At 55.6% G+C, this 20,319-nt stretch carries 18 protein-coding genes; 8 read left to right on the forward strand and 10 right to left on the reverse strand.

Going from position 1 to position 20,319, the window contains the following annotated elements:
• Window positions 1-214: 214 nt before the first annotated feature.
• The 3 genes from K0I31_RS13325 to K0I31_RS13335 form a co-directional block, all read right to left on the reverse strand.
• Complete coding sequence (locus K0I31_RS13325) at window positions 215-607, reverse strand: YbaY family lipoprotein (RefSeq protein WP_011866352.1); 393 nt, start codon at window positions 605-607, stop codon at window positions 215-217.
• 28 nt (window positions 608-635) lie between these two features.
• Complete coding sequence (gene tesB, locus K0I31_RS13330) at window positions 636-1,499, reverse strand: acyl-CoA thioesterase II (protein WP_011866353.1); 864 nt, start codon at window positions 1,497-1,499, stop codon at window positions 636-638.
• A 412-nt stretch (window positions 1,500-1,911) separates the two neighbouring features.
• Window positions 1,912-2,829 (reverse strand): SDR family NAD(P)-dependent oxidoreductase, encoded by a 918-nt coding sequence (locus K0I31_RS13335; protein WP_220080852.1) that lies wholly within the window; start codon window positions 2,827-2,829, stop codon window positions 1,912-1,914.
• Between the two features lie 407 nt (window positions 2,830-3,236).
• On the opposite strand from K0I31_RS13335, the gene K0I31_RS13340 reads away from it, so the two are divergent.
• Window positions 3,237-4,109 carry a 1,4-dihydroxy-2-naphthoate polyprenyltransferase gene (locus K0I31_RS13340; protein WP_220078698.1) on the forward strand — a complete coding sequence of 291 codons (873 nt, stop codon included), beginning with the start codon at window positions 3,237-3,239 and terminating at the stop codon, window positions 4,107-4,109.
• Between the two features lie 73 nt (window positions 4,110-4,182).
• On the opposite strand, the gene K0I31_RS13345 is transcribed toward K0I31_RS13340, so the two are convergent.
• Window positions 4,183-4,719: an aldolase/citrate lyase/malate synthase family protein gene (locus K0I31_RS13345; protein WP_220071857.1), complete on the reverse strand. Its 537-nt coding sequence runs from the start codon at window positions 4,717-4,719 to the stop codon at window positions 4,183-4,185.
• A gap of 181 nt (window positions 4,720-4,900) precedes the next feature.
• Here K0I31_RS13345 and K0I31_RS13350 point away from each other — a divergent pair, with 181 nt between their 5' ends.
• Window positions 4,901-6,433 carry a DUF3612 domain-containing protein gene (locus K0I31_RS13350; RefSeq protein WP_220078699.1) on the forward strand — a complete coding sequence of 511 codons (1,533 nt, stop codon included), beginning with the start codon at window positions 4,901-4,903 and terminating at the stop codon, window positions 6,431-6,433.
• 78 nt (window positions 6,434-6,511) lie between these two features.
• On the opposite strand, the gene gnd is transcribed toward K0I31_RS13350, so the two are convergent.
• Together gnd and K0I31_RS13360 are read right to left on the reverse strand one after the other, a co-directional pair.
• Complete coding sequence (gene gnd / locus K0I31_RS13355) at window positions 6,512-8,053, reverse strand: NADP-dependent phosphogluconate dehydrogenase (RefSeq protein ID WP_220078700.1); 1,542 nt, start codon at window positions 8,051-8,053, stop codon at window positions 6,512-6,514.
• Between the two features lie 265 nt (window positions 8,054-8,318).
• Window positions 8,319-8,789: a MarR family winged helix-turn-helix transcriptional regulator gene (locus K0I31_RS13360; RefSeq protein ID WP_220078701.1), complete on the reverse strand. Its 471-nt coding sequence runs from the start codon at window positions 8,787-8,789 to the stop codon at window positions 8,319-8,321.
• A 294-nt stretch (window positions 8,790-9,083) separates the two neighbouring features.
• Between K0I31_RS13360 and K0I31_RS13365 the strand changes: the two genes are divergently transcribed.
• Both K0I31_RS13365 and K0I31_RS13370 read left to right on the forward strand, forming a co-directional pair.
• Window positions 9,084-10,079 carry an NADP-dependent oxidoreductase gene (locus tag K0I31_RS13365; protein ID WP_220078702.1) on the forward strand — a complete coding sequence of 332 codons (996 nt, stop codon included), beginning with the start codon at window positions 9,084-9,086 and terminating at the stop codon, window positions 10,077-10,079.
• A 199-nt stretch (window positions 10,080-10,278) separates the two neighbouring features.
• The gene (locus K0I31_RS13370; RefSeq protein ID WP_220078703.1) at window positions 10,279-11,091 is read left to right on the forward strand and encodes a MipA/OmpV family protein; all 813 of its coding nucleotides are present in this window, start codon (window positions 10,279-10,281) and stop codon (window positions 11,089-11,091) included.
• A gap of 221 nt (window positions 11,092-11,312) precedes the next feature.
• Here K0I31_RS13370 and K0I31_RS13375 read toward each other — a convergent pair whose 3' ends face one another.
• The 4 genes from K0I31_RS13375 to K0I31_RS13390 all read right to left on the reverse strand — a co-directional run bounded on the left by K0I31_RS13375 (window position 11,313) and on the right by K0I31_RS13390 (window position 15,491).
• The gene (locus K0I31_RS13375) at window positions 11,313-11,504 is read right to left on the reverse strand and encodes a DUF3185 family protein (RefSeq protein WP_033537618.1); all 192 of its coding nucleotides are present in this window, start codon (window positions 11,502-11,504) and stop codon (window positions 11,313-11,315) included.
• 226 nt (window positions 11,505-11,730) lie between these two features.
• The gene (locus tag K0I31_RS13380) at window positions 11,731-12,204 is read right to left on the reverse strand and encodes a cytoplasmic protein (protein ID WP_220078704.1); all 474 of its coding nucleotides are present in this window, start codon (window positions 12,202-12,204) and stop codon (window positions 11,731-11,733) included.
• Window positions 12,205-12,240: 36 nt separating this feature from the next.
• Window positions 12,241-13,224 (reverse strand): toxin-antitoxin system YwqK family antitoxin, encoded by a 984-nt coding sequence (locus K0I31_RS13385; RefSeq protein WP_220078705.1) that lies wholly within the window; start codon window positions 13,222-13,224, stop codon window positions 12,241-12,243.
• 362 nt (window positions 13,225-13,586) lie between these two features.
• Window positions 13,587-15,491 (reverse strand): propionyl-CoA synthetase, encoded by a 1,905-nt coding sequence (locus K0I31_RS13390; RefSeq protein WP_220080853.1) that lies wholly within the window; start codon window positions 15,489-15,491, stop codon window positions 13,587-13,589.
• 554 nt (window positions 15,492-16,045) lie between these two features.
• On the opposite strand from K0I31_RS13390, the gene K0I31_RS13395 reads away from it, so the two are divergent.
• The 4 genes from K0I31_RS13395 (at window position 16,046) to K0I31_RS13410 (ending at window position 20,274) form a co-directional block, all read left to right on the forward strand.
• The gene (locus tag K0I31_RS13395) at window positions 16,046-16,447 is read left to right on the forward strand and encodes a MerR family transcriptional regulator (RefSeq protein WP_011866366.1); all 402 of its coding nucleotides are present in this window, start codon (window positions 16,046-16,048) and stop codon (window positions 16,445-16,447) included.
• 111 nt (window positions 16,448-16,558) lie between these two features.
• Window positions 16,559-17,728: an isovaleryl-CoA dehydrogenase gene (locus K0I31_RS13400; protein WP_011866367.1), complete on the forward strand. Its 1,170-nt coding sequence runs from the start codon at window positions 16,559-16,561 to the stop codon at window positions 17,726-17,728.
• A gap of 89 nt (window positions 17,729-17,817) precedes the next feature.
• On the forward strand, window positions 17,818-19,425 hold the full coding sequence (locus tag K0I31_RS13405) for a carboxyl transferase domain-containing protein (RefSeq protein WP_220071864.1): 1,608 nt from the start codon (window positions 17,818-17,820) through the stop codon (window positions 19,423-19,425).
• 48 nt (window positions 19,426-19,473) lie between these two features.
• Entirely contained in the window at window positions 19,474-20,274 is an 801-nt protein-coding gene (locus K0I31_RS13410) for an enoyl-CoA hydratase-related protein (protein ID WP_220078706.1), read from the forward strand.
• Window positions 20,275-20,319 lie beyond the last annotated feature (45 nt).

Here is a 20,319-nt window from a genome sequence, read left to right on the forward strand (position 1 = left end):
GCACCTGGCTGAAATTTACTCAAGTTAATAGATATAAGAGCAAAGACGACGCCCGACATGAGGAGATAACTTGAAGCAAAAATCGGGTGATAAATTAGAGGCAAAATAAGGGCATAAAAAAGGAGCCCTGAGGCTCCCTTATCTATTCGTTAACTGCTTGGCTTATTTGACCAGCTTATTTGACCAGCTTATTTGACCAGCTTATTTGACCAGCTTATTTGACCAGCTTCATCACCACTTCCGTGGTGTATTTGCCGTTGTTGATCACCGGGAACCTGTCGTAGGTCTGGAAGATCACCTTGCCCTGATACTGGATCATGGCGACCACGCCATAGTTGACGTTCTTGTCTATGGTCTCGCGGGCGAAGGCAAACTTGAAGGGCACTGGCGCCCTGGCGATATCGAAGCTCTTCTGGGCGATGATGGCACCCGGGGTGTCGAGATCGATCACCGCTATGGTAATGCTACTGCCTTGCGGCAGGTTAATCTTCTCCAGATAACCGGCGGCGCCGTTGACGAAAATCGGAGGTTCAGGCTCTACCGTCACACAACCCGCCAACATAATAAGCAGCAAAGACGCCAATATGGCTTTCATTTTCATCTTCATCACATTCAACCTTTCACTCACTGTTCGTTTATCCCTGTGTTAATCGAATCAAGCCTTCCTGGGTCGCCGAGGCCACCAGCTCACCACTCTGGGTGTAAAACTCGCCACGCACAAAGCCGCGGCCGCCACCGGCATTAGGGCTATCTATGCTATAGAGCAGCCACTGACTGAGATCCAGCGGACGGTGGAACCACATGGCATGATCTATGGTGGCCATGCGCATGCCAGGGGTTAAGAAGGAGACGCCGTGGGGCTGCGCCGCCGTCACCAGGAAATTAAAGTCTGAGGCGTAGGCCAGCAGATACTCATGCACCGAGAGATCCTTGGGCACCTTGCCATTGGCGCGGATCCACACATGCCTGATGGGCTCGCTCTGGTTGGGTTCCATGGGATTGCATGGGTTAACCAGGCGCATCTCAAGCGGCGAGTCCGCCATAAACTTCTCCAGCACCTTGCGAGGCACCTTGTCCCTCAGGGTCGAGGCCAGCTCCTGCTGATTCAGCAGGCCCTCAGGGCCCGGCACATCCGGCATCTTGCTCTGGTGATTTAACCCTTGCTCCGGCTTCTGGAAGGAGCAGGTCATGTAGAAGATGGGTCTACCCTTCTGAATCGCCTTCACCCGGCGGGCACTAAAGCTGCCGCCGTCACGCATATTTTCCACGTCATAGACTATGGGTTGTTTCTCATCACCGGCGCGCAAGAAATAGGAGTGGAAGGAGTGTACCTGACGTTCGCTGTCGACGGTTTGCGCCGCGGCGCTAAGGGCCTGGCCCATGACCTGTCCGCCAAACACATGGCCAAAGCCCAGATCTTGGCTCTGACCCCGATAGAGACCTACCTCTATCTGTTCCAGCGATAAAAGGGATAACAGATCATCTAACACCTGACTCATGCAACCTCACCGATAACTCATCAATATTGGTCGTCAAGCTTACCTTAGATTCCCCTTATCTTGCTAGGGCCTGTTGATCTTTGCCGTTTGTTTTTGCAGCAGTTTGAAGGTGATTTATACAAGGCAGAGCCTGTGTCGTGTAGTATCCTACACCAACGGGCGATAACACCGTAGAAATGGCCTACAAACGCTGCCCAACGGGTTCATCTAAACGCGCGCTGCACTTTGTTGTTCGCCATTCACATAGAGTAACTATGCTTCATGGCTCTCGCCTCGCGCAAAACGCGTTTAGATTGAACAAAAATTAAACTTGAAAGATCAACAGTCCCTAGGGCTGTTGACCTTTCCTGGTGGTTCCTGCAGCAATTTATCACCTATTCGCCATCTCTTCTTTATCTCTTGTTATCAGGTCCTACTCTATGTCGACATGGTGCTCGGCGGCGCTGCGCCTCGCCCAGGCGGTCACCTGCTCTTCGCCAGACTCATGAAAATGACAGGGCTGCGCCCGGTACAGCTCATCCCAGCGCTGGGCAATCACCTCGGGCTTGCAGCCATCTTCCACAATACGCAGCGGCTGAAACTCGACAAACATCCCGTGGCTCACGCTGCCGGCCGCGGCCAGCAGATGCTGACCACTGCAGGCCGTCGATGAGCAGAGATACAATAGGGTGGCATTGACCGAAGAGGTACTAAACAGCGGCTTCACCAGAGGGCTGAGATGATGCGCCGTCATGGCGGTTAAGGCCTGTGGCACTAGGGTATTGACCGAGATGTTGTAGTCGCGTCCCTCCTTGGCCAGGCTGTTGACCAGGCCGACAAGCGCCATCTTGCTGGCACTGTAGGGGGTCTCATGCATGTCGCCATACAGGCCACTGGCCCCCGCCGTCATGACGATACGGCCATAATTTTGCCGTTTCATCTGCGGCCACACCAACTTGGTCAGATGGAAACTGCCGTTGAGATCCACATCCAGCTGCCGCTGCCATTGCTCGAAGCTCAGGTTATCGAAGGAGACTGGCGTGTGGATGCCGGCGTTATTGATGGCGATATCTATGCGACCCCAACGCTTGAGGACAGTCTCTATCGCCCTCTTTAGGGCCTGACTGTCGGTGACATCCAACTGAAAGCTCAGGCAGTCGGCGCCCAGTTCGGCGAGGGTACGGGCGGTCTTGTTGAGGCCAGCGCCAGCATAAGTCTGGCAGCGACTATCGCCGCAGCCCGAATCGATAATGGCCAAGCGCGCCCCGCGCTCGGCTAAGGCGATCGCGTAGGCTCGTCCTAAGCCAACCCCCGCTCCTGTGACGACAGCAACCTGTTCATCAAAACGCATCATCCTGATCCTTGTCTCTCGCCGCCGAAACGCCCTAGTTAAGCCAAGTGCTAAATTTATAAAATCTATATAAATTAATTAGATAAGCTTAAAACATTCCCAGCAGAATCTCACAGTCAGACAGCTATAACAGCACATGTATGGCAAGAGTTCTTTGAGGCTGGCAACAGATTTGAAGGAAAGGGGTGACAAAGATGTGCGCCGCGTCAAAATTACACAAATTTTTAACAAGGCGTTTAAGCTTTATTAAAGGCTCTGGGTATTAGGCTATAGCTCCCTGAAAAATAAAACGAGGCTGTTCACATAATGCTAATGCAAGCGCTTCATCGACTTGGGCTTTTTTGCTATGCTTGGGCTATATTTTCGAGCCTAGCTCAGTCCCTACCTAATAATTACGAACGCAGATAATGAATCCCTGGATCCTGGCGACACGCCCACGTACTCTTCCCGCAGCCATTGGCCCTATCTTAGTCGGTAATGCCCTTGCCCTGTCATTGACACAATTTAGCTGGCTCATTGCCGCAACCTCCATGTTGTGCGCCCTGCTGCTGCAGATCGCCGTTAACCTGGCGAACGACTACTTCGATTTTAAGAGCGGTATCGACACCGAAGAGCGACTCGGCCCGGTGCGCGTCACCCAGAGTGGCCTGCTCGACCCAAGCAAGGTACGTAACGCCATGATCGCCTGCCTGCTGCTGGCGCTACTGGTGGGCTCGCTGCTCATCTATCATGGTGGCTGGCCCATCGCCATCCTGGCCGCGGCTTCCATCCTGGGCGCCCTGGGTTACAGTGGCGGCCCCTACCCGCTGGCCTCCCATGGTCTGGGTGAAGTCGCAGCCTTTATCTTCTTCGGCCTGGTGGCCGTGGTCGGCAGCTACTACCTTCAGGCCCATGACACCAGTGTCGCCGCCTGGATCTTAGGCAGCGCCATTGGCCTGTTTAACGCCGCCGTGATGCTGGTAAACAACACCCGAGACATCCCCACGGATGCCAAGGCAGGCAAGCGCACCCTGGCGGTTAAGATAGGTGAAAGTCAGGCCAGAGTCCTGTATCAGGCGCTTGTCTATCTGCCTTTTGCCCTCGTCATCGGCGGTTTTCTGCTTGGGACTTTGCCCGGCCTGCCTGTGCTGCTCGGTGGCCTGTCGCTGATCCTGGCGCGCAAACTTAACAGCGAATTTAGCCAGACCTCGGGGGCGGCGTTAAACCCGCTGCTGGGACGCACGGCGAAACTCACGGTGATCTTCAGCGCCCTGTTCAGCCTGGGGCTCGCCTTGGCCTAAAGCGGCAAACTGACATAGCCATAAAAAATGCCAGCAATTGCTGGCATTTTTTTATGGCGAGTCATCACACAATTTAGAGGCAGTATTCGGTCCCGTCTTTCGAGGTGAACTCTTTACAGTGTTGATCTGCCTGACCCGTGACCAGACTGGTCCAGGTACGCTGACAAGGGCTCTGCTCGCTATTGACGATAGTCATCAGCGCCGCCTCGACCTGCACATCGTTAATGCCGGCCAAGTCGTGACGTCCCTGCTCGCCACGGCGATCCAGCGCGATCTCGATATGGAAACCGTTGTTCTTCAGCACCAGAGAGCTTGGCTCGCACTTATGACCAGAGAGGGCCACAAATTGCTTGGGCTGTGCCAGACCGCTCTGGCTACCATCGGCGAAGAAGGCCAGTAGCTGCTTGTAGTAGATCACATAGCTGCAGACATCCTGGTGAGAGCCCTGACTCAGTGGAAAGTACTGATCCAAGATCTGCTTGGCATAGGTCAGGCCATCTTGCTGCATCTGAGGTGCCAGCGCATTGTTTCCATTAATCTGTGTCATAGGCATTACCTGCTTGATGAAGTTGTAAATACTCTGGTCTAGTTGTTCTGTCTGTATATTCATCGCCTCATCCCTCTCACTTATGCTATCTATCGCTATGTTTGACTCGCTGATGACATCTTTGCCCTACAGCTTTAAGTGGCGCTCTAAGGGATTTGTCGCTTCCCCGATTGCTTAATTTGTAGTCTAGCGGCTTTTTCATTACAATTTCACAATAGAAATTTCACAGTGTGAATTTTACAAAATGAAGACCAATGGCAGCTTGATGAGAAAATCGCATTTCCTGGGCACTAAGATACGCAATCTCAGGAAACGTAATAATCTAACCATGGAAGACCTATCGGCCCGCTGTGTCAGGGTGGATGCGGATTCCGCACCCTCTGTCTCCTACCTCTCCATGATAGAGCGCGGCAAGCGCGTGCCCAGTGCCGGCATGTTGGCGGTGATCGCCGCCGTGTTTCAAAAGGAGGTGGATTGGTTTCTCGACGACGCTCCCGAGGAGCAGGCGATCACCCCGGTCAAGGGGTCTCGCGGCGGGATCAGTGGCATGGCGCTGGAGCCGAGCTTCCTGTTTTCCAACGAGATATTGCAGATCGCCATCCCAGAGATGCTCTCACAGACAGGGATCAGCGGCCGGCAATTTGCGCACCTACTGATCCGCGCCCATCAGGAACATCATCAGAATCATTTTCCCGATCTCGAGCGCGCCGCCGAAGAGGTGGGGCTCAAACGCATGCCGCTGAGCCTCGAGGATCTGTTGGCCATAGTCCAGCGTCTCGGCCTGGTGGTGAAATGGTTTACCCGGGCGCCCAAGGCGATCCGCGAAGAGGCGGGCGCCGGCAAGCAGCACATCATCACCTCCTATTTCGAGCAGCCCAACAAGATCTGCCTCAACCAGCTGCTCAACCAGCATACCCGCCGCCTCAAATATGACCTTGCGGTCCATATCGGCCACAGCGTGCTGCACAATAAAGACGGTTTAAAAAGTATCATGGTGGCCGGACGCAGCCATGGCACCAGCCTGGTGGATGAGGCGGACAATCGTGGGCAATCCTCGACAGTGGACGCCCAGGATATCCTGCATGCCTGGCGGGATTTCGAGTCCAGCTTCTTCGCCGGCGCCCTGCTCTGCCCTAAGGTGCCCTTCAGGCAGCTGCTCGACCGTCACGGCTATGAGATAGATGTGGCCAAGTTGGTAGATGTCTCCCCCTCGGTGGCCATGCGCCGCATGACGGCGGTCTCCCCCTACAGCCACTGGCACTATTTCGATGCCTACTCGCCAGGTAAGCTCAAGGCCGTGTATCGCGGCAACGGTATTCCTCTGCCCTGGGGCAACATGCGCAAGGTGGAAGATCCCTGCCAACACTGGGCGGTGTTTAGGATGATCAACGCCTCGACTAAGGGCTCTTCGGCGCAGATCTCCATCCTGGATGTGGCCAACGAGCCCAAGATTTACTGCTGCGAATCGATTCGGGTGAAAGACCTGGCGGGCAATCCCCATGTGCTCTGCGCCGGTATCGATCTTAACCCGGCCATCGAGGCTCAGGGCGGCGATGCCAACCAGGTGGCGCAGCAACTCAAAGAAGTCTGTGTGGACAGTGGCGGCTCGGCGCCCCTGCCCAGCAACATCAAGACGGATATCAAGCGTGTGGCCAAGATCCTCAACATCAATTGGGTCGAGCGCGGCATCGACAGCGAGGCTAGGCTCATCTGTTCCCGCGGCGCTAGCTGCCCCCGCAAGCCAAGCTGCTACGAGAGCGGTGGCTGTCAGGGCTAGGCGACCACAGCGCCGAGATAAAAAAACCGCTAGTCAATCGCTAGCGGTTTTTCTTTTCTATTGAAGCTTAATGAAGCACTAGAGCTTCTCTAGCGTGCGTTCACTATGGCTCCAGTTGAGGTGATACTTCTCGCCGGCGGGCTTGTCTATACGCTCAAAGGTATGGGCGCCGAAGAAGTCCCGCTGACCTTGAAGCAGGTTGGCCGGCAAAGTTTCGCTGCGGTAGCTGTCGTAGTAGGCCAGCGCCGAGCCGATACAAGGCACGGGCACGCCGCTCATGATGGCCCTTGCCACCGCACGTCGCCAGTCTTGCTGCTTGGCCGACAAGGCCAGGCTAAAGGTCTCGGCCATCAACAGATTGTCGAGAGGCTCTCCCATCTTCTGCGCCTCTTGATAGGCCTGAGTGATCGATTGCAGGAAGGTGGCGCGAATGATACACCCGGCGCGCCAGATCTTGGCGATTTCGGCAAAATCCAACCGCCAGCCGCGCTCCTGGGCATTCATGGCCATCAACTGGAATCCCTGGGCATAACAGGCGATCTTGGCACAGTAGAGGGCGTTCTCCAGCTCATCGATAAAGGCGGCGCGCTCATCACCGCTCAATGTCAGCGGCTCGGGGCCTGCCAGCAACAGGCTCAGCTGCTGACGCTGTTGCTTCTGTGTGCTCACCGCCCTGGCGTATACGGCCTCGGCGATAGTCGGCGCCGGGCAGCCAATCTGCAAGCTGCTGACCGCAGTCCACAGGCCGGTGCCCTTCTGACCCGCCTTATCCAGAATCATCTCCACCAGCGGCTTGCCGGTTAGGGGATCGGCCTGCGACAGCACATCTGCGCTGATCTCCATTAGGTAGCTGTTGAGGCTGCCCTGGTTCCAACGAGCGAAGATCTCACCCACCTCGGCGGCGCTCAGCCCAAGACCATCGCTCAGCAGTTGATAGGCCTCGCAGATCAACTGCATGTCGGCATATTCAATGCCGTTATGCACCATCTTCACATAGTGACCGGCGCCTGCCGGGCCTATGTAGGTGGTGCATGGCTCGCCCTCGGTCACAGGGTTACCCGGCTCCTGGCGCTCGATAGGCAGGCCGGTTTTAGGGTCTACCTTGGCGGCAATCGCCTCCCAGATGGGCTTGATTCTATCCCAGGCCTTGATGTCGCCGCTCGGCATCAGAGAGGGCCCGAAGCGGGCACCCATCTCGCCGCCTGAGATGGCGCAGCTAAAGAAGATAAACTTGTCTTGATATTGGGCTTCGCGGGCCACTGTATCTGTCCACAAGCTGTTGCCCGTATCCACCACGATATCGTCCTGCTCTATCCCGGCCTCAAGCAGGGCATTACAGACGCCATCCACTGGCGCACCGGCAGGAACCGACAGGACCAACACCCGAGGTTTTGCGAGACTGGATAACATTTCTGAAAGATTGCTACACCCTAGGATGCGCTGGACTTGATCGGCAGGGCGCTCTTTTTGCTCCTGCTCAAGCAGGGCATCTCGCTTGGCTGAGTCGAGATCGAAGGCGGCGACGCGGTAGCGATTGTCGGCAATGTTAAGCGCCAGGTTTTTGCCCATAACGCCTAGGCCTATCACGCCTATGTCGAGGAGGTCTGAGTGATTTTGCATGAGATTTTTCCCCATGGGAAACTGAGATTGTCTACACCTATCCTTTATTATAGTCTGGACTATCTGAGTCAAATCATAAGCTTAAATCGCTCAATTGCTTCAACTGCGAGCCACATAGTCGATAGGCACGAAATTGGTCGCGATTATACAAAAGTTGGTAAGTTAATTACTAGGAAAAGTCCAGGCTTACTGGCCGCTGTGCAGAACAGTGTTTTCTCATTTAAAAGGTAGCGCCATCAAGCACCTGAATAGCTTGCTGAATCGACTATTTCTGATTGAGCTCATGGGTCAGGGTCAGACAAACTTGCCTTAGCTGTTCCAGCTCAATGTCCGACACGCTCACCTTCTCCAGCAGCTGCTGCTTCAGCGCCAGCGCCTCTTGCTTTAGGGCCTCGCCGGCCTGAGTCACCTGAATCACCTTCTTACGCTCATCCCGGCTGTCCACATGACGCACCACCAGCCCCTTGGCCTCCAGGCGCTTGACGATTGGGGTTAAGGTGCCGAGATCCAGCCGTGTCGCCTGGGAGAGATCCGTCAGGCTGGCATTGTCTTTTAGCCAGAGCGCCTGCATCGCCAGGTATTGCGGATAGGTCAGATCGCACTCCTGCAGCAAGGGACGATAGGCGCGTACCAGGGCATTGGCGGCGGTATAGAGGGCGAAGCAGACATTCTCCGACAGGCATTGCGCCCCTTCAGTTACTACTGCTGTCTCTGCTTCACTCATCTGCTTACTCATAGTCTTACCCATCTATCTGACTTAACTGTTACTCAACTTTTGCTCAATGCGCTAACGCTTAATGTGCTACTTAATGACTTATGACTTAACGTCTTATGACTTAAAAGTTTCAGCGCCTTGCTCGCTTGTGCTAGCTGCCTCAAGCTTTAGGTCGGCTATCTTAACAGAATTCAGGGGCAAGGAGCGGACATTAAAAATACATTACTTTGCGCACAAAGTATTTGCATTGTGCTCAATTTGTTTGTAGAGTCTACCACAATTAGTTAGCGCGCAAAGCAAAATGAGGTTAATTCCATGCAAGCACAAGAGATAACACTGGCCAGCCGCCCTGAAGGCATGCCAACCCAAGCCAACTTTGGCCTTAAGCAGGTGGAACTTCCGGCCCTTAAGCCGGGCGAATTCTTGGTCAAGAACCTCTGGATGTCGGTCGACCCTTACATGCGCGGCCGCATGATAGACAGAGAAAGCTATATCGCCCCCTTCGCCCTAGGTGAAGTGCTAGAAGGCGGCGCCATTGGTGAGGTAATCGAGTCAAACCATGACGGCTTCCCTGTGGGCAGCAAGGTCAGCAGCATGAAGGGCTGGCGCAGCCACTATGTCACCGACGGTGCAGATCATACCCTGCTACCGGACACTCCTTTGTCTGAATCTCATTTCCTCGGCGTCATGGGCATGCCTGGCATGACCGCCTGGACCGGCCTTAACCGCATCGCCCAGCTGAAGGAAGGTGAGACCCTGTTTGTCTCGGCCGCCTCGGGTGCGGTCGGCAGCGTTGCCTGTCAGCTAGGTCTCTTGATGGGCGCCAAGGTAGTTGCCTCGGTCGGCTCGGATGAAAAAGCCGAGGCCCTCAAGGCGATGGGAATCGAGCAGGTGATCAACTACAAGACCACACCCAACCTGAGTCAGGCGTTGAAGGACGCCGCACCTCAAGGTGTTGATGTCTACTTTGAAAACGTCGGCGGCGAGCATCTGGCCGCGGCGCTGGACAACATGAACGACCATGGCCGTATCGCCGTATGTGGTATGATCGCCCAGTACAACGACACTAAGCCGACCCCGGGCCCAAGCAACCTGGCCTATATCATCATGAAGAAGCTCAGAGTCGAAGGCTTTATCGTGTTCGAGCACTGGCAGCATTATGGCGAGTTCGCCAAGCAGATGGGACAATGGCTGGCCAGCGGTAAGGTTAAGGCCGAGCAGACCATCTACGAGGGACTCGACAACGCCCCGGCCGCCTTTATCGGCCTGTTTGAAGGCAAAAACCGCGGTAAGATGGTGGTTAAGCTGTAAGCATTCACCTCACAAGATAACGCCACAAAGACCGGCTCCATAGGGCCGGTCTTTTTTTACCTTTATACAACAAAGTCTTGGGCATTCACTGCCCGCCATACACAAAGGCGACACAGGCTTACAAACTCATGATACTTATCTAAGTGCCCAGCGAGTACATTGCCCTCAACCAATGAAAACCTTCAAAGTGGAGTGAGCAATGAATTACCTTCCCTTAGCCCTAGTTGCCCTTGGCAGCATCAATCTGGCCCAGGCCGCCGAGTCGGACACCTATATCAGCAATGGTCAGGTCTATCACAGCAGAGGCTGGGTGGTCGAGTTTGGCGCCGGCTATAACTCAGACATCATCAAAGAACAGAAGAACGACTACAAATTTGCCTTCGGCGACCACAACCGCTTCGGCCCCCGCGTGAATGTGGGCTATCACGGCGATCGCTTCAACGCGGATCTGGACAAGGGCATCAACTACCGCCTCTATGGCAAAGACAGAGATGCCATTACCTTCAGCACCTACCTGACAGGTAACGGCCTCTGGCTGGACAAGGATGTGTCTAAGGTGCTGGCCGGCATGGAAGAGCGTCGTATCAGCGCGGATCTGGGCCTGAACATGGATATCAAGGTGGGGCCGCGCGGCGTACTCTCCACCAACTTCCAGCACGATATCAGTGGCGAATATAAAGGCTATGTGGCGGGTGTGCGCTATCAGCAGATCCTCAACCTTGGCCGCCTGGATCTGGTGCCGTTTGTGGCGGTGAGTTACAACAGCGCCAAGTTTAACGATCACTACTTTGGCGTCAGCAAGAAGGAGGCTCTGCCTAAGCGTGCGCAGTACGAGGCCAAGGCCGGCGTTAACTACGACGTTGGCTACCAGCTGATACTGCCGCTCTCGAGCAACTGGCGCATTACCCAGCAGACCAGCTACACCCGCCTAAGCAAGGAGATTGCCGACTCGCCCATTACCGATTCACGCAATCAGTGGTCGGCCAACCTGATGGCGAGCTACCGTTTCTAAAAAATTGGAAAAATTAGGCCTAAACCCCGCTCGGCCTAAGGGCAAAGGATCTGCCCAGCTTATTTGGACTAAGAGAAACTCCCTGGAAAGAGACTCCCTGCAAAGAAACTTTTTCTGCAAAAATAAGCGCCCTGCAAAAGAAAAAAGCCTGCATCATGCAGGCTTTTCATCTAATACACGCTTTATCCCTGTTTGGTTTAGCGATGTCTGGAACCTAAGGGCTATTTCAATTTCAGCAAGCCAATCAGCACGCAGATGGCGCCGCCGACCATGCCGGCCCAGGCCTCTATTGGGGTGTCGCCGTTAACCGCGCGGGTGATCTGCGAACTGGTAGAATCGTAGATGTTGTAGCCCCACCATGCCAAGGCCACGCCGATAACCAACAGGACAATCCCTAAATACTTACTCTTCATTTCCCCAACCTCTTGAAAAACAATCTTGGTCCCAGCATACGACAGCTTAAAGCCATATTTCAATGACAGGATTTGCGCCTCAAGATTTATCCCGCAACATTTACGGCTGAAACCCTGAGCAGGCTTTGCTCCCTCGGCGACCGCCTAAGATAATCCCCAGCTAATACAAGCGGCTAATACAAGGGGCTAATGTAAGGGGCTAGCAGCCTTCATCTAAAAGAACCAACTAGAAGACTAACGTCATGCTCTGCCCCTGTGTTAGGGCCTGCCAATGGCGGGTAAGCTCGGTGATCTCGTCGATTATCTGCCTGAACTCATGCTCACTCACTGCGGGCACGGTTAGCCCTCGCTGCTCACAGCCCTGCGCGAGCAGATAACAGAAGCCATCAAAGTTGAGATCCTGCGACCAATAGAGCGACTGCAGCGCCTCCACCATAGATTCTGTCTGCCACACCTGGGTCTTATCGGCTATCTGCCGCGACAGCTGATTGTGCTCCAGGGTAAAGCTGATGTTGGCGCCGGCCTTTAGCTGACCATAAAAGGCGCCGCCTATGCCCAGGGTCTTTTCCACCACGTAATGGATCATGTCGTGGGGCGCGATCCCCTGCTCCGGCATCTGAGTCTCGGTGCGACTGGCGTCCTCTCGCACGCAGCAGAGCCTGCCGTAGCGGCCATCTCCCTTGATAAAAATCACTTCCATATTTAATGCCTCACTCATTCCTTACAAAATAGCGCCTTACTCGTCGCTCACAGCTATGTCCGCTTCCAGCCTGACCCTTTGCTCCTCATGCTCGGAGAGTAGCTCACCATTCGGGCTGAATCGTCGCCATGTACCGACCTTCTCGCCATCTCGGTATTGCCCCTCTTCGGCGAGCAGACCACCGCGGAAATATTCGCGATAGCTGCCCTCTAGCTTGTCATTACGGTAGTTTTTTACCTGCTCCAGGCTGCTATCATCATAAAAACGTGTCCAGGTGCCGACCTTGCTGCCTGCCGCATAATATTCGATGCACTCCTTGGCACCATTCTCATAAAACTCGGTCACCTCACCGTTAAGCTGGCCCGCCTTGAAATGGGCGATCCCCTGCAAGATGTCGGTATCCTGAAAATAGGTGCGCCACTCGCCCTCTTCTTTGTCTTCGACCATGGTGCCTTCTACCACCACCTTGCCGAAGCTGTATTGCTGCCACAGGCCGTCGCGCAGGTCATCCACATAATGGATGCGATTCCTTAATCTGCCCGGATCCCAGTAACTCGTGCTCCAGCCGTTACGCTTGCCCAGCCGATATTCGATGGACTCAGACAGCAGGCCTCCCTCGAAGCCATAGTGTTTTTCTGTGCCCTGTTTCAGCCCATCTTGATAGGGGATCTCCTTATTCAGGGTGCCATCTTCCAGATAAACACGGGTAACCCCCGTTATCTGACCATCGACATAATGCGTGACCGCCTGGACGGCACCGCTCTCATAGAAGTCCTGCAGCTCGCCGTTAAGCTTGCCCTGACTGAGCATGGCTTGCTGCTTCAGCCAGCCGTCATCGCCGAAAAACTTCGCTTTACCGCTATAGGGCTCGGCCTCACCGCGCAGATGAAAGCGGCCATCGATCCTTTCAAGCTTATCGAAGTCGACATAGTCTTTGGTGAATGCACCCATTTTCACGCTAAGCCCCACTGCGCTCAGCGCTATCAGCATTAAACCCACCAGTAATCCTTTCGCCTTCATCCCTTACTCTCCACTTCCCTTACTCTCAACTTCCCTTATTCTCAACTTCCCTTGCCAAGATCCTTTTCCTCACTCCTTGACCAACTTGCGCTTCGCCAGGTTTTCCCCAGACCTTTCTAAAACCAGGAGGCCGCGACTCATAGGCTGCGCCGAATACCCCGCTATGTTCGATAGATGAATCTATTTTGGCAAGTATTTTAATGGATAAATCTATGAAAATTAGCGGTTTGGCTATTTCGTTTGTGATCTTATTTAATCTATTACTTTAAGCCATAAGCACAGACCAAACGCCCGCAAGTAGCGAGAAGCATGCAACAAAAAAGGGCCCTAGGGCCCCTTTTTAATATCGAGTCGACGACACGCTAAACGTGGGCGTCGGCGTAACCCATGCGAGTCAGGGCGTTGCGCACCAACTCGAGCGTGTAGGGATCTTCTATGGTTGCCGGCATCTTGAACTCTTGATTGTCGGCAATCTTACGCATGGTGCCGCGCAGTATCTTGCCCGAGCGCGTCTTAGGCAGCTTAGGCACGGCGCTCACCAGCTTAAAGGCGGCCACAGGGCCAATCTGCTCACGCACCAGGGCGATCAGCTCCTTGTAAAGCTGCTCATCGCTGAGATCGCAGCCCTTCTTGAGCACCACCAGCCCCAGAGGCACCTGCCCCTTGAGCTTATCGTCCACCCCGATCACCGCCGCCTCGGCCACCGCCTCATGCTGACACAGTACCTCTTCGAAGCGTCCGGTCGACAAACGGTGACCGGCCACATTAATGATGTCATCGATGCGGCTCATGATATAGAGATAGCCCTCTTCATCCATGTAACCGGCATCCCCTGTGAGGTAGTAACCCGGATACATGGAGAGGTAGCTCTCCTTGTAGCGTCCCTCGTTTTGCCACAGGGTCGCCAGCGTGCCCGGCGGCAGCGGCAGCTTGATCACCACGTTACCCGACTGATCCGGCGCCACGATATCGCCCATCTCATCGAGCACCTGCACATCATAGCCAGGCACTGCCTTGGCAGGAGAGCCCGCCTTAACAGGTACCGGCGCCGTGCCCATCAGGTTGGCGGCTACCGGCCAGCCGGTTTCCGTCTGCCACCAGTGGTCGATCACCGGCTTGTCGAGCTGCTGCTCGGCCCAGTGCAGGGTATCGGGATCGCAGCGCTCGCCGGCGAGGAACAAAGTGCCGAGACAGCTAAGGTCCACATCCTTAAGGTAATCGCCCTCGGGATCGTCGCGTTTGATGGCGCGGATCGCAGTCGGCGCGGTAAAGAAACTCTTCACATTATATTTGGCTATGGTGCGCCAGAAGATACCGGGATCCGGCGTGCCCACAGGCTTACCCTCGAACAGCACCGTAGTGGCGCCAACGAGTAAGGGGCCATAGACGATGTAGGAGTGACCAACCACCCAGCCCACATCCGAGGCCGCCCAGAAGACATCGCCCGGGTCGATATCATAGATATGCTTCATCGACCAGGCGAGCGCCACCGCGTGGCCGCCATTGTCCCGCACCACCCCTTTAGGCTGCCCCGTGGTGCCCGAGGTATAGAGGATATAAAGGGGATCGGTCGCCTCTACCGTCTGACAGTCGATGTTTGGCGCATCGGCCATGGCCCCCTGCCAGTCGACATCACGGCCGTCGACTAAGTCAGCTTGCAGCTGAGGACGGTTGAGGATCACACACTGCTCCACCTTGTGAGCGGCCTGCGAGAGCGCATCATCCAGCAGCGGCTTATAGGCCACCACGCCCGAGGGCTCGACGCCGCAGGAGGCGGAGAGGATCATCTTTGGCTTGGCATCATCGATTCGGGTCGCCAGCTCGTTGGCGGCGAAACCGCCGAACACTACAGAGTGAATCGCGCCGAGTCGCGCACAGGCCAGCATGGCATAGGCGGTCTCTGGCACCATGGGCATATAGATGATCACCCTGTCGCCTTTGACCACGCCCTGGCTGGCCATGTAGCCCGCCAGTCGGCTCACCTGGGCCTGCAGCTCGTTGTAGGTGATCCCATATTCTGTGCCCGTAATCGGGCTCACATATTGAATCGCCACCTGCTCGCCGCGCCCGGCCTCCACGTGTCTGTCGACCGCGTTATAACAGGTATTGAGCTGTCCGCCGCTAAACCAGCGATACATAGGTGCCTGACTGTCATCGAGTACCCGCTCGAACGTCTTGTCCCAGGCTAAGGCCCCGGCGGCCTCGCCCCAGAAGGCGTTAGGATTATCGATAGATTCCTGGTGTAACTGATTATGCAAATCCTTCATGTGATCTTCTCCGAATGACATGCGCCCGCCACTCACGGTCGACATATCGGCTTCCCCTTCCATACGATTTGGCTTATGCGCCATAGATCACATTATGGAGCCAAGTTGCACTTTTCCCATTAGACCTTTGCATAAGGAAGGTGCGAACAAGTCCCCTGTGTGCTCTGCGTCGGCTTACAGGCCTGAATGCAAGGCGTGGTTCGCGGCAAATGGCCTAAGTCCTTTGCAAGAAGCACAACACAGCAGTCTGACCTGTAAACTACGCCCTTCGGGGCTTTCACAGCAACCGGCTCTCTGCGTTATCTGACTTTGCCAGGCCCCGGCATGCCTTCAGTCAGACGCCTTGAACGCCAATCGATGTGTAAGCCAGAGTGCCACGAGGACTTATGCGCAACTTCCCTTACCTCACCCCAAACCCGCGGCTGGCGGTTATTTCACCAGTTTGCCGTGTGATTTTTACAGCCAAATGGACCAATAGCGCCACCTAAAATCTTTACCTTTACGTAAACTTCATATATCGTGCTAGGAAAGTTAATCAATATGGTATTTTTTCGATGAGTGACAAACACAGTCCACAGACCACCTACTCTATCAGCGACCTGTCGAAGGAGTTCGATATTACTACCCGTAGTATCCGTTTCTACGAAGATCAGGGGCTGCTGAAACCCAAGCGCCGCGGACAAACCCGCATCTATGGCCTGAAAGATCGCGTTCGTCTCAAGCTGATCTTAAGGGGTAAACGTCTGGGCTTTTCGCTCGCCGAAACCCGCCGTTTGTTCGAGCTCTACGACGCCGACAAGAACAGCAGTACCCAGCTTCACACCATGCTGGAATTGGTGGAAGAGAAGAAATCGGCCCTGCAACAGCAGATGGACGACATCAAGGTGGTCTTGATGGAGCTCAACTCCGCCGAGCAGCAGTGCCGCGCCGCCCTGGAACAGCAAGAACGCGCCTAGGCCAAGCACAGACCATATCGAGTTAACGCAGCAACAAATTGAACACAAGCAAGGCTGGGTAAACCGGCCTGATAAAAAATTATAAAAGCATCTGACCTGTAGGATAAAACAATGACTCAACTCTACTCCTCTCTCAACTTCGGCCTCGGCGAAGATATCGACATGCTGCGTGACGCAGTACGCAGCTTCGCCGCCAACGAAATCGCTCCTATCGCCGCCAAGGTGGATCAGGAAAACGCCTTCCCTAACGAGCTTTGGCCCGTGCTGGGCGAGATGGGCCTGCTTGGGGTGACAGTGCCCGAAGAGTACGGCGGAGCAGACATGGGTTACCTGGCCCACGTGGTCGCCATGGAGGAGATCTCCCGCGCCTCGGCCTCTATCGGCCTAAGCTATGGCGCCCACTCTAACCTGTGTGTTAACCAGATCAACCGTAACGGTAACGCCGAACAGAAGGCCAAGTATCTGCCTAAGCTGGTGAGCGGCGAGCATATCGGCGCCCTGGCGATGAGCGAGCCTAACGCAGGTTCAGACGTGGTCTCGATGAAGCTGAGCGCCCGCAAAGAGGGTGACCGTTATATCCTCAACGGCAACAAGATGTGGATCACCAACGGCCCAGATGCCGACACCTATGTGATCTACGCCAAGACAGACATGGACAAGGGCCCACACGGCATTACCGCCTTCATCGTCGAGCGTGGTTTCAAGGGCTTCAGCCAGGCGCAAAAACTCGACAAACTGGGCATGCGCGGCTCTAACACCTGTGAACTGGTGTTCGAAGACTGCGAAGTGCCAGAAGAGAACATTCTAGGCGGCCTCAACAACGGCGTTAAGGTGCTGATGAGCGGTCTGGACTATGAGCGCGTGGTGCTCTCTGGCGGCCCTCTGGGGATCATGACCGCCTGTATGGATATTGTGGTGCCTTACATTCACGAGCGTGAGCAGTTCGGCAAGTCTATCGGTCAGTTCCAGCTGGTACAGGGCAAGCTTGCCGATATGTATACCGGCATGAACGCCGCCAAGTCTTATGTCTATAACGTGGCCAAATCATGCGATCGCGGCGAGACCACGCGTAAAGATGCCGCCGGCGCCATCCTTTATAGCGCGGAGCTAGCCACCAAGATGGCCCTGGATGCCATCCAGCTGCTGGGCGGCAACGGTTATGTCAACGAATACGCCACGGGTCGCCTGCTGCGTGATGCCAAGCTCTATGAGATTGGCGCCGGCACCTCAGAGATCCGTCGCATGCTGATCGGCCGCGAGCTGTTCAACGAGTCGAAATAGTCGAATGCGTAGAGTAGGCCGGACCCAGTCCGGCCTCGGGCGGGCAATCGCCACTTCCCGTTCACCACAGTCTTAAAAGGAACCAAGCCGTGACGCAACTGAGCAGTCAAATCAATCCCCGCAGCGACGAGTTTAAGGCCAAGCATCAACAGATGAGCCAGGTGGTCGCCGATCTCAAGTTAAAACTGTCTGAAATCGAACAAGGCGGTGGCGCCGTCGCCATGGAGCGCCATCTCTCCCGTGGCAAGCTGTCGCCACGTCAGCGTGTCGAGAAGCTACTGGATCCCGGCTCGCCGTTTCTGGAGATCTCCCAGTTTGCCGCCTACCAGGTCTATGACGACGTGGTACCGGCCGCGGGCATCATCGCCGGTATCGGCCGCGTCAGCGGTGTCGAGTGCATGATCATCGCCAACGACGCCACGGTGAAGGGCGGAACCTATTATCCGCTAACGGTGAAGAAACACCTTCGCGCTCAGGAGATCGCCGAGCGCTGTCACCTGCCCTGCATCTATCTGGTGGACTCGGGCGGGGCTAACCTGCCGCGCCAGGACGAAGTATTCCCCGACAGAGACCACTTTGGTCGCATCTTCTATAACCAGGCCAAGATGTCCTCCAAGGGCATCCCACAGATCGCCGTGGTGATGGGTCTGTGTACCGCGGGCGGCGCCTATGTGCCCGCCATGGCCGATGAGTCGATCATCGTCAAGGAACAAGGCACCATCTTCCTCGCGGGCCCACCATTGGTGAAGGCCGCCACCGGCGAAGAAGTCTCAGCCGAAGAGCTGGGCGGCGCCGAGGTGCATACTAAGATCTCGGGCGTGGCCGATCATATGGCGCAAAACGATGAGCACGCCCTGGAGCTGGCGCGCAAGTCAGTGACTCGCCTCAATCACAACAAGCAGATCGCCAGCCAACTCAGCCAAGTCAAGCCGCCTAAGTTCGATATCAACGAGCTCTACGGCATAGTGGGTACCGATCTGAAAAAGCCGTTCGATGTCAAAGAGGTGATCGCCCGTATTGTCGATGACTCGGATTTCGACGAGTTCAAGGCCAACTATGGCGCCACCTTGGTGTGCGGTTTCGCCCGTATCCACGGCTACCCAGTTGGTATCGTCGCCAACAACGGCATCCTCTTCTCCGAGTCGGCGCAAAAAGGCGCTCACTTCATCGAGCTCTGCTGTCAGCGCAAGATCCCGCTGCTGTTTTTGCAAAACATCACAGGCTTCATGGTGGGTAAGAAGTATGAGCACGAAGGGATCGCCAAGCATGGCGCCAAGATGGTGACCGCAGTTTCCTGTGCGACCGTGCCTAAGTTCACCGTGATCATCGGCGGTTCTTATGGCGCCGGTAACTACGGCATGTGTGGCCGCGCCTTCGAACCGACCATGATGTGGATGTGGCCTAACGCCCGCATCTCTGTGATGGGCGGCGAGCAGGCAGCCGGCGTACTGGCGACCGTGCGCCGCGATGGTCTGGCCCGCAAAGGAGTGGACTGGCCGGCCGAAGATGAGGCCGCCTTCCGCGCCCCTATCGTGGCTCAGTATGACAAGGAGGGACATCCTTATCATGCCAGCGCACGCCTGTGGGACGATGGCATTATCGATCCGGCCCAGACCCGTGACGTGGTCGGCCTTGCCCTCTCTGCGGCGCTCAATGCGCCGATTGAAGACACCAAGTTTGGCGTGTTCCGCATGTAATGCGCCGCTAAGTCAACAATCGATAACGCAGAGGCAAGGAAGTAGACCATGACAAGCCAAACGATTACGCAAGAATTTGAATACTTAAGCTGCGCCCTAAGCGACGGGGTCGGCGAGATGGTGCTTGACCGCGCCGACAAACACAACGCCTTCGATGAGGTGATGATCGCTGAGATGATCGCCGCCCTAGATCTGTTCGCGGCCGACGACAGCTGTCAACTGCTGGTGCTTAAGGCCAACGGCCGTAACTTCAGCGCCGGCGCCGACCTCAACTGGATGCGCAAGCAGGCCAAGATGGATTTCGAGCAGAACCTGAGTGACGCCAACGAACTGGCGACCCTGATGCACAAGCTCGACAAGTTCCCCAAGCCGACCCTGGTCTTGGTACAAGGGGCAGCCTTCGGCGGCGCCCTGGGGCTTATCTGCGCCAGCGATATCGCCATCGCCGATAGCCGCGCCAGCTTCTGTCTGAGCGAGGTCAAACTCGGGCTTATCCCGGCAGTGATCAGCCCCTATGTGGTTCGCGCCATGGGCCAGCGTGCCTCGCGCCGCTACATGCTGACCGCCGAGCGTTTCGGCGCCGAAACCGCGCTCAAGCTCAATGTGATCCATGAGATTAACGATGATCTCGAGGGTGCCAGCGCGCCCATCATCAAAGCGCTCAAGGGCAACAGCCCTCAGGGCATGGCCTGGGTCAAGACCCTGCTGTCACGCTTGGAAGATGGTGTGATCGATCAGGAGACCCTGGCCTACACCAGCGAGCGTATCGCCCGCATTCGCGTCTCAGACGAGGGCCAGGAGGGGCTAAACGCCTTCTTCGAGAAGAGAAGCCCGAGGTGGAACGCCTAATGAAGCCAGAGATCATCTTAGACCCTATTGCCCTACCAGTTCGGG

The sequence above is a fragment of the Shewanella spartinae genome (assembly GCF_019457555.1).
Lineage (GTDB): Bacteria > Pseudomonadota > Gammaproteobacteria > Enterobacterales > Shewanellaceae > Shewanella > Shewanella loihica.